General features: G+C 39.1%; 20 protein-coding genes, 1 pseudogene and 1 riboswitch. Of the genes and pseudogenes, 17 read left to right on the plus strand and 4 right to left on the minus strand.

Features of this window, described 5'->3' with window-relative positions:
* The 12 genes and pseudogenes from GHI93_RS11040 to GHI93_RS11095 form a co-directional block, all read left to right on the plus strand.
* Positions 1-104 (plus strand): annotated as a pseudogene (locus GHI93_RS11040) (IS982 family transposase); the annotation flags it as partial.
* 73 nt (positions 105-177) lie between these two features.
* Positions 178-1,671, plus strand: coding sequence for an MDR family MFS transporter (locus GHI93_RS11045; protein WP_246177111.1), 1,494 nt, complete (start codon positions 178-180; stop codon positions 1,669-1,671).
* A complete protein-coding gene (locus tag GHI93_RS11050) occupies positions 1,668-2,504 on the plus strand; it encodes a DUF4811 domain-containing protein (RefSeq protein ID WP_153497085.1) in 837 nt (278 codons plus the stop codon). Before GHI93_RS11045 ends, GHI93_RS11050 begins: the two co-directional genes overlap by 4 nt.
* A 111-nt stretch (positions 2,505-2,615) precedes the next feature.
* Entirely contained in the window at positions 2,616-3,353 is a 738-nt protein-coding gene (locus GHI93_RS11055; RefSeq protein ID WP_153497086.1) for a gamma-glutamyl-gamma-aminobutyrate hydrolase family protein, read from the plus strand.
* Positions 3,354-3,372: 19 nt separating this feature from the next.
* Positions 3,373-4,680, plus strand: coding sequence for an APC family permease (locus tag GHI93_RS11060; protein WP_153497087.1), 1,308 nt, complete (start codon positions 3,373-3,375; stop codon positions 4,678-4,680).
* Positions 4,681-4,732: 52 nt separating this feature from the next.
* Complete coding sequence (locus tag GHI93_RS11065) at positions 4,733-5,173, plus strand: deoxycytidylate deaminase (RefSeq protein ID WP_170272440.1); 441 nt, start codon at positions 4,733-4,735, stop codon at positions 5,171-5,173.
* 84 nt (positions 5,174-5,257) lie between these two features.
* A complete protein-coding gene (locus GHI93_RS11070; RefSeq protein ID WP_153497115.1) occupies positions 5,258-5,980 on the plus strand; it encodes an acyl-[acyl-carrier-protein] thioesterase in 723 nt (240 codons plus the stop codon).
* A 48-nt stretch (positions 5,981-6,028) separates the two neighbouring features.
* Positions 6,029-6,796 (plus strand): TIGR01457 family HAD-type hydrolase, encoded by a 768-nt coding sequence (locus GHI93_RS11075; RefSeq protein ID WP_153497088.1) that lies wholly within the window; start codon positions 6,029-6,031, stop codon positions 6,794-6,796.
* A gap of 16 nt (positions 6,797-6,812) precedes the next feature.
* Positions 6,813-7,424, plus strand: a complete 612-nt coding sequence (locus GHI93_RS11080) for a TIGR01906 family membrane protein (RefSeq protein ID WP_153497089.1) — start codon at positions 6,813-6,815, stop codon at positions 7,422-7,424.
* Between the two features lie 202 nt (positions 7,425-7,626).
* The gene (gene guaC, locus GHI93_RS11085) at positions 7,627-8,616 is read left to right on the plus strand and encodes a GMP reductase (RefSeq protein WP_153497090.1); all 990 of its coding nucleotides are present in this window, start codon (positions 7,627-7,629) and stop codon (positions 8,614-8,616) included.
* Positions 8,616-8,714, plus strand: a riboswitch (purine riboswitch). (Overlaps the previous gene by 1 nt.)
* 83 nt (positions 8,715-8,797) lie before the next feature.
* Positions 8,798-9,403 carry a xanthine phosphoribosyltransferase gene (locus GHI93_RS11090; RefSeq protein ID WP_153497091.1) on the plus strand — a complete coding sequence of 202 codons (606 nt, stop codon included), beginning with the start codon at positions 8,798-8,800 and terminating at the stop codon, positions 9,401-9,403.
* Between the two features lie 22 nt (positions 9,404-9,425).
* On the plus strand, positions 9,426-10,745 hold the full coding sequence (locus GHI93_RS11095) for a nucleobase:cation symporter-2 family protein (RefSeq protein WP_153497092.1): 1,320 nt from the start codon (positions 9,426-9,428) through the stop codon (positions 10,743-10,745).
* Positions 10,746-10,761: 16 nt separating this feature from the next.
* Here the strand turns inward: GHI93_RS11095 and GHI93_RS11100 are convergent, their stop codons facing one another.
* From GHI93_RS11100 to GHI93_RS11115, 4 genes are all read right to left on the minus strand, one after another.
* A complete protein-coding gene (locus tag GHI93_RS11100; protein ID WP_153497093.1) occupies positions 10,762-11,268 on the minus strand; it encodes a tRNA (cytidine(34)-2'-O)-methyltransferase in 507 nt (168 codons plus the stop codon).
* A gap of 791 nt (positions 11,269-12,059) precedes the next feature.
* Positions 12,060-12,560, minus strand: coding sequence for a hypothetical protein (locus GHI93_RS11105; protein ID WP_153497094.1), 501 nt, complete (start codon positions 12,558-12,560; stop codon positions 12,060-12,062).
* Positions 12,557-12,949 carry a hypothetical protein gene (locus GHI93_RS11110; RefSeq protein WP_153497095.1) on the minus strand — a complete coding sequence of 131 codons (393 nt, stop codon included), beginning with the start codon at positions 12,947-12,949 and terminating at the stop codon, positions 12,557-12,559. Before GHI93_RS11110 ends, GHI93_RS11105 begins: the two co-directional genes overlap by 4 nt.
* A complete protein-coding gene (locus tag GHI93_RS11115) occupies positions 12,933-13,337 on the minus strand; it encodes a LytTR family transcriptional regulator DNA-binding domain-containing protein (RefSeq protein ID WP_211368891.1) in 405 nt (134 codons plus the stop codon). The genes GHI93_RS11110 and GHI93_RS11115 overlap by 17 nt, the downstream gene beginning before the upstream one ends.
* A 380-nt stretch (positions 13,338-13,717) precedes the next feature.
* On the opposite strand from GHI93_RS11115, the gene GHI93_RS11120 reads away from it, so the two are divergent.
* From GHI93_RS11120 to GHI93_RS11140, 5 genes are all read left to right on the plus strand, one after another.
* Positions 13,718-14,464 (plus strand): ABC transporter ATP-binding protein, encoded by a 747-nt coding sequence (locus GHI93_RS11120; RefSeq protein WP_153497097.1) that lies wholly within the window; start codon positions 13,718-13,720, stop codon positions 14,462-14,464.
* A gap of 3 nt (positions 14,465-14,467) precedes the next feature.
* Complete coding sequence (locus GHI93_RS11125; protein WP_153497098.1) at positions 14,468-15,217, plus strand: ABC transporter permease; 750 nt, start codon at positions 14,468-14,470, stop codon at positions 15,215-15,217.
* Positions 15,218-15,233: 16 nt separating this feature from the next.
* Positions 15,234-15,593, plus strand: a complete 360-nt coding sequence (locus GHI93_RS11130) for an MmcQ/YjbR family DNA-binding protein (RefSeq protein ID WP_153497099.1) — start codon at positions 15,234-15,236, stop codon at positions 15,591-15,593.
* 16 nt (positions 15,594-15,609) lie between these two features.
* Entirely contained in the window at positions 15,610-16,104 is a 495-nt protein-coding gene (locus GHI93_RS11135) for a VOC family protein (protein ID WP_153497100.1), read from the plus strand.
* Between the two features lie 165 nt (positions 16,105-16,269).
* The gene (locus GHI93_RS11140) at positions 16,270-16,752 is read left to right on the plus strand and encodes a VOC family protein (RefSeq protein ID WP_153497101.1); all 483 of its coding nucleotides are present in this window, start codon (positions 16,270-16,272) and stop codon (positions 16,750-16,752) included.
* The last annotated feature ends 143 nt before the right edge of the window (positions 16,753-16,895 follow it).

Raw genomic sequence — 16,895 nt, forward strand, 5'->3', positions numbered from 1 at the left:
TAGAGATGATACTTTTAGCGTATTCTTTACTGTTAAAATCAGCTAAATCACTGGAACCAGAGACTTTAAGATATTCTATCGGGTATCAAGTCATGGCTAAATAATCAACTAGCAATTCGGGTAATAGCAAAAGATTATACAAAAGACATTCACGGGAATCACTATTTTAGAAACATTATGTTTGCGATGATTTTGGTTGGTACATTTGCTGGAATGTTAGGACAAACATTTTTGTCCACAGCTTACCCCACCTTGATGGACAAATTTAACATCAGCCTCTCCACAGCACAAGGGGCAACCACATGGTATTTACTTGCCAATGGAATCATGGTTCCAGTTTCAGCTTATTTGACGACCAAAATCCCGACCCGCTGGTTATTCATGATTGCTTACGGCTTTACAGCTGCTGGGACTTTGATTGCAATGATTGCACCTACTTCCAACTACAACATTTTCCTTTTGGGACGTGTGGTAATGGCAATGGGGGCAGGAATTTCATTACCTTTGATGATGACGGTCATCACAAATATTTTTCCTCCTGAAAAAATCGGTGTTCCTATGGGAATGGGTGGACTCGTCATTGGCCTTGCTCCTGCAATTGGCCCTACGTATGGAGGATGGATTTTATCTGGAGATACGAAATTTTTAGGAATTATACAATTGGGCGATTGGCGTACACTCTTTCTTGCTCCCTTTGTTTTACTGATCGTTGTGACCGTTTTAACTCCATTTTTGATGGCAGATGTCTTGCAAAACCGGAACATGAAACTTGATCTGATTTCATTACTCGAATCCCTTTTTGGATTTGGATTATTCTTATATGGGTTCACCAATGTCGGAAATGATGGTTGGGGAGACGTGAAAAGTGTTATCGCTCCAATTATTATTGGATTAATCATTATTGTGTTCTTCATTCGACGTCAACTTCACATGACGGATCCGTTTCTTGATCTGTCCGTCTTTAAAATCAAACAATTTACCGTCACAACGATTGCAGCAGCGATTAACACGATGGCGATGATGGGGGTTGAAATGATGCTCCCAACATACATCCAAAATGTTCATGGCTTGACTGCTTTGCAATCAGGATTGTTACTGTTACCTGGATCTGTGATGATGGCGTTAATGTCACCTATCGCTGGGGGAATTTATAATAAATTTGGTGCTAAAAAATTGAGTTTTGTAGGATTTATTCTCTTAGCGATTGGAACCTTACCTTATCTCTTTTTGACCGCAACGACGCCAGAAGCCTTTATCACGATTACTTATTGGGTGCGGTTTGTTGCGATTGGACTCATCATGATGCCACTGATTACCTCAGGGATGAATGCATTGCCAGTGGAAAAAGCAGCACAAGGTTCTGCTTCAAATAATACAGTGCGGATGATTGCATCTTCTGTTGTTGTTGCGATTTTAGCTTCAGTTACGACCAATGTGATCAATAGCACAAAACCCGCTCATCATCTCTCAACGACAAATCCACTTCAATATGCAGATAAGATGATTCAAGCTTCACTAAATGGATTCCATGTTTCGTTTGGAATTGCATTTGGCTTTGCCGTGTTAGGAATTTTTGTAGCGCTTTTCTTACATAAAGGAAAAACTACGCCAGCTCCTATCCGAGAAGCTAATGATCAAGAGATGGCTGAGAATGGAGGTCAAAATTCATGATACTTTTCATTATTATTTTAGTAGTTGTTTTGATGATTGTAGGATTCTTTTATGTCAAAGGATCCGTCGGAAATATCCTTGGTGGAATTGCAACCATACTTTTACTTTTGTCAATGTTTGGGTTGATTTATCATGATAATAATCACTGGGGAATGAAAGAAGTCACTAAAACAAGACAAACTTCGATTTATTCCGCTGCAGGAACTACCCAACCATTTGGAATGTTGTTGACTCAAGCGTTTGGGACGGATTCTGGAAATTATATCTTGATGTATAAAGCACAAGCTAATGACAGTAAAACAACGGTGAATTTCATTGGCAATGTCAAAATGATGGATACCTCTGACAAAGCTGCATCAAGTACATTGAAATCTTGGATTTCTGATGAAATGTCAAAAAATATCGTAGAATCATCGAAAAAGAAAGCCAATTATCAACTTGTATCCAATGCGAAAACTGCACAATTAGTGACACGAACGACAACGTATCAATGGGATAACAATTTTGCGAAATTCTTGTTTGGAATTGGTGGGGAATCTGGTGAGTTAATCAAAAAAGAAATCACTGCAAAAATACCAAAAGATACATGGCTTGTCCTCACACCAGAACAAGCGCAACAATTGCAAAAATTAGCTCCTGAGTTTGAAGCAAAACAAAAAGCGCAAGTAGAAGCTGAAATCGCAGCAGCGAAAACGCCACAAGAAAAACAAGCGATTGCAAAAGCAGCACAAGAAAAACAGGCGCAAATGGCAGCACTGAAAACGTCGGATCCAGATGCGTACGCAAAACTTATGGTTTCACAAATGAAAACCTTACTTGGAATCAAAGATTAATCGCACAAAAAAGGACAGTTGTCCTTTTTTTATTGTGTTTTGCATCTTATTACTACAGAAATGATGTTTTTTCTTGATAATGTTCTGATAATTTGCTAAAATTCAGTTATTATGAAAAAAGTAATTATTGCGATTACGGCAGATCAGATGATTGAGCCGTCCGTTGTTATCAATCAAAATCGTGCAGATTTTTCACCTAACGATTTAAAAGAAGCGATATTTCAAGCAGGGGGAATTCCGATTGTTTTACCTTTCCCAGAAGACCTCACAAACGTTGATGATGCAGCACGCGCTTATGTCGGACTCTTTGATGGACTTGTCATTCCCGGTGGACCAGATATTGATCCCACTTTTTTTGGCGAGGAGCCGATTTGTGAGCTTGGACGAACGAATTACAAGCGTGATCGTTTTGAATTGGCTTTGATTAAGGCTGCTGTCAGTGCTGACAAAGCAATATTTGGCATTTGTCGAGGTTTACAAGTCATCAATGTCGCCCTTGGCGGTACGCTATATCAGGATTTGTACGTACAAAACAACAAAAGCTTACTCAAACATGCTCAAACCGCACCAGGAAGTTTTCCAACGCACCATGTCACTGTCAAAAACGAGAGTCATTTGCATGAGCTGATAGGAAGTCGTGCGTATGTGAATTCACGACATCACCAAGCAATTAAAGCGATTTCTCCCGTTTTGAGCGCGACAGCTTTTGCATCGGATGGTGTGATTGAAGCTGTCGAATCATCTGAGAAGAATATTCTTGCTGTCCAGTGGCATCCAGAAAACATGTGGAAAGAAGATTCAGCCCAATTAATGCTTTTTAAAGACTTTATCAAACGAAGTCAAAAATAAAATAAAGGATGTCGAATTCATGGAAAATCAAAAAGATGTCGTAAAAAGAATGGGCTTTTGGTCCATTTTACTGTATGGAATTACTGGAGTAATTGGATCAGGAATTTTTCTTTTACCTGCTTCTGGAGTTCAGCTTATCGGTGCTGCAAGTATTTTTGTTCTTATTTTTGATGCTTTACTTGTCATCGCTATCGCACTTTGTTTTGCTAATGCAGCCAGTTATTTTGATCGGGATGGCGGACCTTATCTTTATGCAAAGGATGCCTTTGGAGGATTTATTGGGTTTGAGGTTGGATTTGTGACCTGGGCCATTCGCATCATCGCTGAGGCAACAATGGCGGTAGCTTTCACAACAGTCTTAGGATCAATCGTGCCATTTTTTGCAACAACTGCTGGAAAAATCTTAATGACTAGTTTTCTTGTAATTGTTCTTGCCATTGTCAATGCGTCCGGAGTGCGGTTGTCAAAAGTCGTGATTAATACGGTCACGGTAGCAAAATTAGTTCCCTTGATTCTTTTTGTCGCAATTGGAATTTTCTTTATCAAAGGGAGTCATTTCACCCCGTTGTTTCCTGGGGGAAGTTACCATTCTGGAAGTTTTGGTGTTGCAGCATTGACGCTCTTTTATGCATTTACAGGATTTGAGGGAATGGTTGTTGCTGCGAGTGATATGAAAAATCCGAAGAAAAATCTTCCACGAGCATTGATTGTGACAGTTCTTGTCGTAGCGGCATTTTATATCTTGATTCAAACGGTGACAATAGGAGTTTTGGGACAAAAAGTAGCAGCGTCAAGTGCTGTTCCAATCCAACAGGCGTTTAAAGTGTTTGCTGGAAGTTTTGGTTGGGATTTGATTGCTGCTGGAACACTTTTGTCAACGGGTGGACTTTTGATTGCGAGTTCATACACAACGCCGCGCTCAGGTGTGTCGCTTGCTGAAAACGGGATGATGCCAAAAATGATTGCACGGCGCAATCAATACAATGCGCCTTGGGTGTCAATTATCATTTCAGCGGTGGTCGTTTTGATTATTGCGTGGTCAGGAACATTCACCCAATTAGCATTGATTTCTGCAGTTTCGCGATTTGCACAATACATTCCAACCTGTCTTGCCGTCATCGTTTTTTCACGGACTAAACTTAAAAGTAAAGAAGGATTTAACCTTCCGTTGGGATGGTTCATTCCAATTGTGGCCATCTTAGTTTCTTTGTGGATCCTTTTTCAAACAGCTTGGGTCAATCTCTTATGGGGGCTTGGTGCTCTAATCATTGCGATTCCATTTTACTTTATCACAGGAAGTTTTCGATTAAAGAAAAAAGCAGACTAATCTCTTTTTGTGGTATAATAAATTCAATCGAATCAATGAAAGAGGGTTACTGATGAGTGGTGAATTTGTTCGTCCGACGCGAGATGAGTATTTTAAAGAGATCGTAGAAGTAGTCGCTAAGCGCTCTACGTGTACGCATGCACAAGTGGGTGCTTTATTGGTAAGTCCAAATGGACAGTTGTTATCTACAGGATATAATGGTGCAGTTTCTGGAATGCCACATTGTACTGATGTGGGCTGTTTAGAGGATAAATATGGGCATTGTATTGCAACGGTTCACGCGGAACAAAATGCGATTGCTCAGGCTGCAAAACATGGGGTTTCACCTGAAGGAGCGATTTTATATACAACACTTTTTCCGTGTTTAGCGTGTTTGAAATTGATTTTGGCAGCAGGGGTAAAAGAAATCAAGTATATCAATGAATACCATGCAAAAGAACCTTATGAAGAACAGCTTTTGGAGACGTTAAAGATTTCCTGCACTCAAATTTAATTCAAAAAAGAGGAGTCAGTTCTGACAGTTCCTCTTTTTTTTGTTATGATTATAGAGGATACTAAAAGAATCAGGGGAAAAATGATGGGAATTCGTTATCAACAAGATTATATTGTACCGTTTTACGAGAGTGATCGGTTTAAAAAAATGAGAATTTCGAGTTTATTGGCGGTTGCGCTTCAAATTTCTGGAGAACAATCCGTTTCTTTAGGACGATCTGACGTTTGGGTTTCTGAGCATTATCATTATTTTTGGGCAGTGATTGAGTATGAACTTGACATCACACGATTGCCTGTTTTTAGTGAAAAAATCACGATTGAAACGCAGGCGACAAGTTATAATAATTTCTTTTGCTATCGCAATTTTACTTTCAAAGATGAAAATGGAAATCTTTTGGTTGAAATCAAATCAACTTGGGTGCTGATGGATCAAGAAAGTCGCAAAATTGAGCGTGTGGCAGATGATATTGTTGCTCCGTATGCCTCAGATAAGATCAGTAAAATCATTCGTCCACACAAATTTTTGAAAGCGGAAGTGTTTGAGGGGGCAAGTCAAGTGCGTTATCCTGTGCGTTTTTCTGATTTGGACATGAATGGTCATGTGAACAATGCAAAGTATTTTGATTGGGCATGTGACATGATTGATTTTGATTTTCGTGCGACACATGAACCAAAACACATTGCGATTAAATACAATCATGAAGTGCTTTTTGGGGATGATATTGTTGGAAAATTGCTTTTTAAAGGGCTTGTGAGTCATCATAATCTCAATCATGACAGCACACAAATTGAAATTGAGTGGAAATAATTTCTGTCAGTACTGACAGAAAAATTTTTAGAAAGAAATGAGAAAAAAATGAAGCATTACACTGGTTATTTGATTGATTTGGATGGGACGATTTATATGGGAAATGATCGGATTCCTGCTGGAGAGCGGTTTATTCATCGCTTACAAGAAAAAAACATTCCTTATCTTTTTCTCACAAATAACACGACGAAAAGTCCAAGCATTGTTCAAAAAAGATTGAAAACGCAATTTAATATTGATACGCCAAAAGAAACGATTTATACGGCGAGTCTTGCAACAGTGGATTATATGGATGATTTGGGGCTTGAAAAGACGGTTTATATTATCGGTGAAGATGGACTTAAAGAGGCGATTTATGAGGCTGGATATAAAAAAGAGCGTCAAAATCCAGCTTATGTTGTCGTGGCGCTTGATAGTGATTTGACCTACGAAATGCTGGCTTTAGCGACATTTGCAATTCAAAATGGGGCTGTTTTCATTGGCACAAATCCTGATTTAAATTTACCAAGTGAACGCGGTTTTTTACCTGGTGCTGGTGCGATCATCGCACTCTTAGAAGCTGCAACGCGCGTGAAACCTGTGATTATCGGAAAACCAAAAGCTGTCATTACTGACAAAGCGATTGAAAAGATCGGCTGTGACAAGTCAGAACTTTTGATGGTCGGTGATAATTATTTGACAGACATAAAAACTGGATTAGACAATGGGATTGATAGCTTACTTGTGACGACAGGATTTACAAAACCAAGTGAGGTGCCGCATTTGCCAGTTCCTCCGACCTATGTCGTGGCTAGTCTTGATGAATGGGAACTTTAATTAAGGAGTGAAAAAAATGCGAGACCGCATCATCTTTTTTCTGACGCTCCTTTGGATCATTGCAGGGGCAGTTTTTTTGACGATTTTGTTTTCAATTCCGCTCTTTAGAATTGAAATGTACACAGATCATTTGGCACAAGCAGCGCAAGTGAGTTCACGTGCGCTTTGGCACAATTATTTGGTTTTGATGAATTATTTACTCAATCCTTGGGTGCCGCAGTTGCATTTGCCAGATTTCCCCTCCTCAAAAGACGGATTGCAACATTTTTCTGAAGTGAAGCGCTTATTTATGCTTGTGATGGGAATGATTTTGGTGTTATTTCCTGCTGTGATTCTCTTTGTGAAAGAGCATCTGCGGTTTGTTTTTCACAATGCCCTTCGTTTTTTGATGATTTTTCCGATCTTGATTGCGCTGATTGCGTTTTTAATTGGATTTGATCAATTCTTTATCTTATTTCATGAAGTGCTCTTTGCTGACAGCACTTGGCTTTTTGATCCTGCAAAAGATCCGATCATTACGGTTTTGCCTGAGCAATTTTTCATGCACTTATTTTTAGTGTTTGGCGGCTTTTACGAAGGTGCATTTTACTTTTTATATCGCTTTAGATTTCCACGAACAAGAAAGTAATTTTTTGATAAGAATAAAAGTTATTTCCGAACAATAAAATGATTTCTGTCAGTACTGACAGAAATTTTGTTTCCTTTTTAATGCAATTACGATAAAATATGTGATGGAAGGTTTGACGTACAGAAATTTTTTTGTCAAACTAGCGAGGCCACATTTGGTCAGGTCGGTATTTTTCTGTCATTCCATGATTAAAGAGGTCACAATGAATAATTTAAATGCAGTATTTGATTATGAAGATATTCAACTCATCCCAAACAAATGCGTGATTGATAGCCGCTCACAAGCCGATACCAGTGTTAAACTGGGAAATTACACGTTTAAAATTCCAGTTGTTCCAGCGAATATGCAAACCATTATCGATGATTCGATTGCTGAAATGCTTGCAAAAAATGGTTATTTTTATATCATGCACCGTTTTGAAGCAGAAAACCGCCTAGCATTCATTGAAAAAATGCAAGCACAGCACCTGATTGCGTCAATTTCCGTTGGTGTCAAAGCTGATGAACATGCTTTTGTACGCGAGATGTCTGAAAAAGCGATCATTCCTGAATTTATCACGATTGATATTGCACACGGTCACGCGAATTCAGTGATTGAAATGATTCAGCTCATCAAGCGACTGATGCCACAAGTTTTTGTCATTGCAGGAAATGTCGGCACTCCAGAAGCTGTACGTGAGCTTGAAAATGCAGGAGCAGATGCAACAAAAGTAGGCATTGGTCCAGGAAAAGTGTGCATCACGAAAGTCAAAACAGGATTTGGTACAGGAGGCTGGCAACTCGCAGCAGTCAAGTGGTGTGCAAAGGCCGCCAGTAAACCCATCATTGCTGATGGAGGAATTCGTACCCACGGCGACATTGCAAAATCCATCCGCATGGGTGCCACACTCGTAATGATTGGTTCTTTATTTGCTGCTCACGAAGAATCGCCAGGAAAAACCGTTGAAATTGATGGAAAACTCTACAAAGAATACTTTGGCTCAGCTTCTGAATATCAAAAAGGTGAGCATAAAAATGTCGAAGGAAAAAAAATCTTACTGCCACACAAAGGACATTTGAAAGATACATTGACTGAAATGCAAGAAGATCTTCAAAGTTCGATTTCATATGCAGGAGGACGAGATCTGTCAGCACTGACAAAAGTGGATTACGTCGTTGTTAAAAATTCCATCTGGAATGGCGACGCCATCTAAAAAAATTTAAATTAAATACTTATTTATACCCAGAATATGGCTGGGCGTTTCTACCTCGTCACCGCAAATACGAGACAATAAGCACACGATAACGGTAAAAAAATACCATTTTCGATTGTTTTTTGCGCAAAAAACGCCCTGTCAGTACTGACAGGGTATTTTTCATCCCAAAGGAGAACCCATGAAATTACTTGAAGACCGGATCATCACTGACGGAAAAATTTTAGGTCAAGACATCTTAAAAGTGGATCAATTTTTGACACACCAAGTCGATTATCAACTGATGAAAGCGATTGGAGAGCGTTTTTACGACGTTTACAAATCAAGTGGCATCACAAAAGTAGTCACAATAGAAGCAAGCGGCATCGCTCCAGCACTTTATACTGCAGCCAATCTAAATGTTCCCATGATTTTTGCAAAAAAAGCAAAAAATATCACGATGAATGACGAACTTTTGACCACCGAAGTGTTTAGTTTTACCAAACAAATCACCTCAACAGTATCCATCTCGAAACAATTTCTTACAAAAAATGATCGCGTTTTGATTATTGATGATTTTCTTGCCAATGGACAAGCTGCGCTTGGCTTACTCGATTTGATTGAACAAGCACAAGCAACGCCCGTAGGAGTAGGAATTGTAATTGAAAAATCTTTCCAAACTGGTCGCACACGCCTACTTGAAAAGGGCCTAAAAATGACCTCACTTGCACGAATTAGTGCATTTGAAGACGGAAAAATCAAATTTGCAACAGCAGATGATGCGTCATTTGATGCCCTCACAAAATAAAAGACTCAAAAAGGAAAAATTCATGTTTCAAAAAAATGAAAATAGTCACTCACAAGCCGCAATTTTAGGTCTGCAACACTTACTCGCCATGTATTCAGGATCAATACTTGTCCCGATTATGATTGCAAGTGCCTTGAAATACTCACCAGAACAAATGACTTACCTCATTTCAACGGATATTTTCATGTGTGGACTTGCCACACTCTTACAACTTCAATTGCGTCGCCATTTTGGGATTGGATTGCCTGTTGTTCTTGGTGTTGCGTTTCAATCAGTTTTTCCGCTGATTATGATTGGAGAACGGCACGGCGCTGGAGCAATGTTTGGCGCATTGATTGTTTCAGGGATTTTCGTGATGCTCATCTCAGGAATTTTCTCAAAAATTCGTCAACTTTTCCCGCCAATCGTAACAGGCTCCGTCATTACAACGATTGGTTTAAGTCTCATTCCAGTAGCGATTGGAAATATGGGAAATAACGTAGCAAAACCAACCGCAAATAGCTTATTGCTCGCATCATTCACCATTCTTATCATCTTATTCATCAATATTTTTACAAAAGGATTTATTCGCTCCATTGCGATTTTGATTGGACTTGTTGCAGGAACTCTACTTGCAGCTGCAATGGGACTTGTGGACCCCCATGTTGTGCTTCAAACACCTTGGCTACATCTTCCACAACCCTTTTACTTTGCAGCACCAAAATTTTATATCGCAGATTGTGTGATGATGATCATCATCGCAGTTGTGTCACTGGTCGAATCTACCGGTGTTTATCTTGCACTCGCTGACATCACGGGTGAATCACTCTCAGAAACACGGCTGCGCAATGGTTACCGCGCTGAAGGATTTGCAGTCTTTCTTGGCGGAATTTTCAACACTTTTCCCTATACAGGATTTTCACAAAACGTCGGACTTGTCCAATTATCAGGAATTAAAAACAGAAAACCACTTTATTACACCGCAGCATTCCTTCTTTTGATCGGAATTTTACCAAAATTTGCCGCAATTGCTCAATTAATCCCAAGTCCAGTGCTTGGCGGAGCAATGCTAATCATGTTTGGAATGGTTGCAACTCAAGGGATTCGGATGCTTTCAACGGTCAATTTTGAAGGAAACCAAAATTTATTGATTGTCGCGGTTTCAATTTCTATGGGTGTTGGATTTGATTCAACCAAACTCTTTTCTAGTCTTCCAGATATGATACAACCTTTCATCTCAAACGGGATTGTTATGAGTACAGCTTCGGCCATTATTTTAAACCTCATCTTCAATCATAAAAAAGTACAACAAAAAAACACAGAAGAAGCACAAATCAAAACACAAGTGCTTACAGAACGATAAAAAAATGACCCACGGGTCATTTTTTTAGTTTATCATGATCATACGTATGAACCAATTCAAGCCCTTTAAAATCTTGCTGACGTAAAGCTTCATAAACCATCATCGCAGCACAATTCGAGAGATTTAATGCGCGCACGTGTGTATCATTCATCGGAATTCTCACGCATTTTTCACGATGTTCATTCATGAATGCCTCAGGTAGTCCTGTGTCCTCTCGGCCTAACAAAAAATAATGATTCTCATCTGAATTTGAATAATCCATATCTGAATAAACCTGCTCAGCAAACTTACTGACCAAATACAATTTTCCATCAACACAAGACATAAAATCTTGCAAATTATCATGATAAATAATTTCCACTTTATCCCAATAATCAAGTCCAGCACGCTTTAGATGCTTATCTGTAATCTCAAAACCAAACGGTCTAATCAAATGAAGCACGGTGTTTGTTGCCGCACACGTCCGTGCAATATTCCCTGTATTGAAATGGATACGAGGCTCAAAAAGTGCAATATGATTCATAGTTTTCTCTTTTCAAAAATGATTTCTTTTCATATTTTAGCACAAAAAAACAAATAAATCAGAAGCTGAAAATAAAAAAACTAGATCCCTCGGAGTCAAGCTCAGCAAGAAATCTAGTTGGGGGATTAATTTGCTTTAATCATAACAGGAAAGATTGAAACAAATTAACATAACTAATATCATAGCACTTCTAAGCCATTTTGTAAAGAAAAAACTCACAAAAAATTAAAAAAATAGAAAAATAGACAAAAATAGGCAAAAATATAGAATATCATCTGAAATCAAAGAAAAAATAACGGGATTTATTAGAGAAAAATAAGACTGACCCTTGATAAATTCCGCTGACGATAAGCTTTCGCATCGCAAAAATCAAAAAAATCACACGAAAGTGCATTAGATTTTGGAGAATTGAAAGTACTAACCCTTAAAACAACCAGTCATCTCTCACATCTCCTCGAAAAAAACTGAGCTAATCCTTACCATTTTTATTTTCAGTCAACTGAAAATTATGCTGATTTTTGATAGCTATTTTCACTCGAATGAAAATTTATGCTAATTTTTGAAAGTTATTTTCTTATTTGAGAAAAAATGCAACTGAGTCTTGGAGGCTTGCACAACTTTTGGTTGAGATAAATCGATGTTTTCAAAGCACAAAAAAGAATAAATACGTAATGAAAATTTGTATGTCGAGAGTTCCGACATTCTGACAATAATGAAAAATAGTACGTATTTTTTCACGTGATGTTCAAATCCTTTTAAAATCTGAAATCAAGCGAAAAAAATAAGAGCATTCAGCTCCTATTTTTTTGTTTTTCTGCTTGGAACGCGAGATTTTTTTGGATGGCTTTTGGAAAATGGCGCTTTGCGTTTGACCAGGTGATTTCGTTTTGGACAAATAGAGATACCGCAAGTGAAATGAGTAAAAACGTCTCACTGCCTTTAATAAAATACCCAAAGCAAGCTCGGACAAGAATAAATGATCCCCAAAAAATAAGCGTGAGGCAAGTCCCTTGACGATTGATGACACCATCATCTCCAATAAAAATCCTGCTGGATTGTGCACGTAAATATCCAAAAAGTGCTGGACATAAGAGATCTCCTAAAATAATCGCTCCGATTAATCCCACATTCCACCTTAAATCTTGCCAATTTTGATAGACAAAATAAATTCCTACTAAAAATAAAATACCATACGTTTTTGTTTTATGAGCAATAGGTTGCGCTTTGAGTTGTTGCGCCATGATGTAGATCAAAAGGATCAAAACTAAACCTATTTCTATTATTTCTTTCATTTCAACACACTCTTTTCTATTTTTTTATTAAAATAATGGACTTTATAGTGGTTACTTAGATAAAATAGCCCACTGATCAAGAGAAATAAAATCACCCAAGTCCACGAAATTCTTAGGATTGTCGTATGCAATTGTGCCAGTAAAAAAAACGTCATTGCCATCAGATAACTGATGATACTCTCAGTAATGATGCGAATCCAAAAGTTTTCGATTTTTTCTTTTAAAAGATGAGAAATGACTCCTTGAAGAGCAGAAAAAAACAGGACTGCAAGTGCGGTTTTGAGGTGCCAACTGCTAATGTGAAGCAAAATTAAGATGATCAGTACAAAACTTCCCAAAGTAATCCCGCGTCCCATAGGAAGTAGTAGATGATTAATCATGATGCGCATATTCACGCTCCTTTCTTGCGAGGTGAGTCAGTAGCGCTTGATATCCAGACTGACTCACCGTATAGTTTTGTCCTGAAACTTTTGCAACAATGCCATGAATCAAGCTCGTGTCAAGACTTTGGAGGTGCTCAAAGTTTATGATTGTGCTTCTAGAAATTCTGACAAAATCAGATCCCAAACGCAGTTCAAAATCTTTTAATGTTCCTCTCACCTGGATGTGCTCCCCCGTAATCATGGCGATTTCAACGTAATTTCTCTGACTCATCAGACACAAAATCTCAGATAAAGTTAAGAAAAATAAACCATTTGGAGTCACAATAGAGAGTTGTGCGGTCAGCTTTTGAGCAATGAGATCCGCCTCTTGAGTTGTTTTGGCGTGGATGATCACCTCGGACTCACTCAGGGAGGAATCAATGTGTTTTTTTATTTTCACCAGATTATTATAGTTTTTTTGACAGAAGCAATCAATTCATCTGCTGGGATAGACAGACCTAATCAAGGGATGAATCATTTTTTTATTTTTAATCATTGAAAAATGGAGGATTTAGTATATTATTTTTTTTGTTTTCATTTAAAAGGTATAATAAAATAATAATAATATTATTAAAAAATAATGAAAAATGAATGAGGAAATACAGATGAAAAAACCACCATAACTCTTTTAGGTGCGATTAAAATTTAAATTGCGCAGTTTTTAAAGATCGCCTTTATAGATCAAACACCTAGAAATAGAAGTGCAAAAAGAGCAGTCCTTAAAAGGAGAAGAAAATGACAACAAACATGATTACAGTAAGCAACATCAAAAAAAGTTTTGGTGACAAAGCCGTCCTAAAAGGCGTTGATTTCAATGTTAAGTCGGGCGAGGTCTATGCGCTACTTGGCTCGAACGGCGCAGGAAAAACAACGATGATTAACATTCTTTCAACCTTGATTGCGCCAGACTCTGGCGTTGCTATGGTCAACGGTTACGATGTCACAAAAGACGGACAGAATGTCCGCTCTACGATTGCCCTGACAGGGCAGTTCTCGGCGCTTGATGATATCATGACAGGCAGAGAGAACCTCCAGCTCATGGCGGATTTGTGGAAAGTGCCAAATGGGCGCAAGAAAGTCGCAGAAGTACTGGAGATGGTTGGGATGACTTCGGCTGCGGACAAGCGGGTAAAAAGTTATTCGGGCGGCATGAAGCGGCGTGTGGATATTGCCATGGGGCTGATTAGCTCGCGTGCGGTCCTTTTCCTCGATGAGCCAACGACAGGACTTGATCCCGAAGCGCGCTATGAGGTCTATGAGGTGATCAAAGAGCTGAAAAGTGAGGGCACGACGATTGTTCTGACGACGCAATATCTGAAAGAAGCCGAGGAATTGGCGGATAAAATTGCTATTTTGCACGATGGGAAAATCGTTCTTGAAGGGGATTTTTCAGAGCTTCAAGCGCAGCACCACAAAGCACACGGGAAGAAAAATGCCGATTTAGAGGATATTTTTCTCAAAATTGTCAAGAAAGGAAAATAAAAAATGAACGAAACGTTAGTATTAATGAAACGAAATTTGAAGAAAAACTTGCGCGACGGTGAAGCAATTATCACCACGCTTGTCATGCCAATCGTCATTTTTCTCATCAACTTTGCTGTTGCACGTGCGACGGGAGATACCAGCTTGGCGCTGGGACATATCTTTCCTATCATGGCGATCATCAGTGTGTTGATGGGGACTTCCTATACGGCTTTCAAGATTTTTGATGACCGTGAAAAGAACATGATGACCCGCTTGCGCTCGATGCCGCTCGCAAAAAATGCTTTTCTTTGGAGTCACGTCCTTGCAAATGTTCTTTTGACAGGAGTCTCTATTGCTCTGATTACAGGACTGGCTTTTATCCTTGGCATGACGACAGCAGCAGGGATAGGGCATTGGCTCCTTTTCTACATAGGGCTCTTTGTCTTTGCCTTAGCGATGTCGTGGCTCATGGCAGTGGTCGGTTTCTTGGCGAAGTCAATGGGGATGACATCAGCACTATTCATGCTGGTCATGGGATTCTTTATGCTCGCTTCTGAGATGATGGGCGCGATGATTTTCTTTGAGCTGCCACAGTTTGTACAAAATATCATGGCACTTCATCCTGGAAACTTCATCATCAATGGTCTGAATCAACTTCTCACGCAGGGCACTATTCATGCTGATTTCGGGATTGGTCTCTTGATGTCGGCTGGGATTCTCATCGTCTCCTATCTTGTCACAATGCAGCTTTATAAGCGCAGTCGCGTATAAGAAAGGATTTAGAAAAATGAAAACAACACTAGAAAAGCATCTGTTGAGCAAACCTTCAGTGAAAAAAGATTTTCAAGAAGATTGGGAAGCGCATCGCTACTTGATTGGCGGAAAGATGTTTGCCATGCACGTGCAGGATAATAAAGGCGCAGAAATCCTGACATTAAAGCTCAATCCTGAGCAGGGGCAGGAAGTCCGTGAACGCTACGAGGGAAAGGTCGTTCCTGGCTACTACATGAATAAATCCCACTGGAACAGCATCTATCTGGCAGAAAAGCTGCCTGATGAAAGCATCAAAAAAATGATAGATGAATCTTATCGGTTGGTCGTTAGTGGACTGAGTAAAAAAGTGCAATTTGAAATTGCGCAGAGCTAAGAAAGGAAATATAAAAATGGAAATGAAATACGAAGGATTACTCTTGATTGTCGCTGACTTAAAAGCAGCAAAGGATTTTTACGAAAGCGTGCTGGGACAAACGGCGAGCTTCTACTATGAGGGGGAAATGGTCAGCTTTGAATCGGGCATTTCCCTTGCTCCTGAGTCCACCTACAAGAGCTGGATGACGGATGAAGCAGCTAGAGGATTGAATGTGAGGAGTCAGTCCAATAACTTTCAGCTCTATTTTGAGGTGGAGGATATTGAGGGCTGCTATGCGACGCTAAAGGAAAATTCTGAGCTAAATTGGCTGCACGCCCCGATTGAAGTGGATTATGGTGCACGGACCATGCGGCTTTACGATCTTGACGGGCACATTATTGAGATTAGTGAGGCGATTGCACTTGTCGCAAAGCGCTTGGCTGATGAGGGCATGACGACAGCTGAGATTGCTGAAAAATTCGGTGATTCAGTAGAGACGGTTGAAGCTTTGATTGAGGAAAGTAAATAGCACTGTTTTTGAATTAGAAGAAAGAAACATGATGGCAGAAGTACCAGAAATTACAAAATACGCGGAAGTGGTACGGTGAATTATTTCTGTCCGAGCTGTCAGTCCTTGTAAAATGAATTGATTTACAGCTTAAATATGACGTCAAAATAGAAAAGGGAAAATGAAATGAAAATAAGATATGATGGTCCTTTATTGATTGTTGCAGATGTAGAAGCGGCGAAGCATTTTTATGAGACGGTACTTGGACAAACCGTTATCTACCATAAAGAAAAAAAGATGGTGAAATTTGAAGTTGGTCTTAGTCTGATCTCCACAATTTCTTTTGATGAATGGATGGATGATGATGTAAAAAAAATATTCTCGCTGTCACATTCATCGCATCATTTCGAACTTTATTTTGAAGTAGATGATATTGTCGCTTGTTATGAAAAACTTAGGCTAAAGACTGAAATTTTATGGTTACATGGGCCAAGTGAAAATGAAAATGAACAGATGAGCATGCGATTTTATGATCTTGACGGTCATGTGATTGAGATTGGTGAAGCGATCGCAGCCACAGCAAAACGATTGGCGGCAAAAGGAATACCCACGTCAGAAATTTCAGCAAAATTCAGTGAAATGATGTGGAAGGGGTCACGATTATACTGAGAAAAAATTTAGAATGAAAAAGGCAACTCACTCAACGCCAAAAAAAATCGCGCAAGAATGCTATATTTAGAGGGAAAAAAGAAATGAGAATGATACATCAAAAGTAGAGCATAAAAAAACGCAGATTTTAAAATCTGCGCTTT

It is taken from the genome of Lactococcus hircilactis (assembly GCF_009601015.1).
Taxonomy (GTDB): Bacteria; Bacillota; Bacilli; order Lactobacillales; family Streptococcaceae; genus Lactococcus; species Lactococcus hircilactis.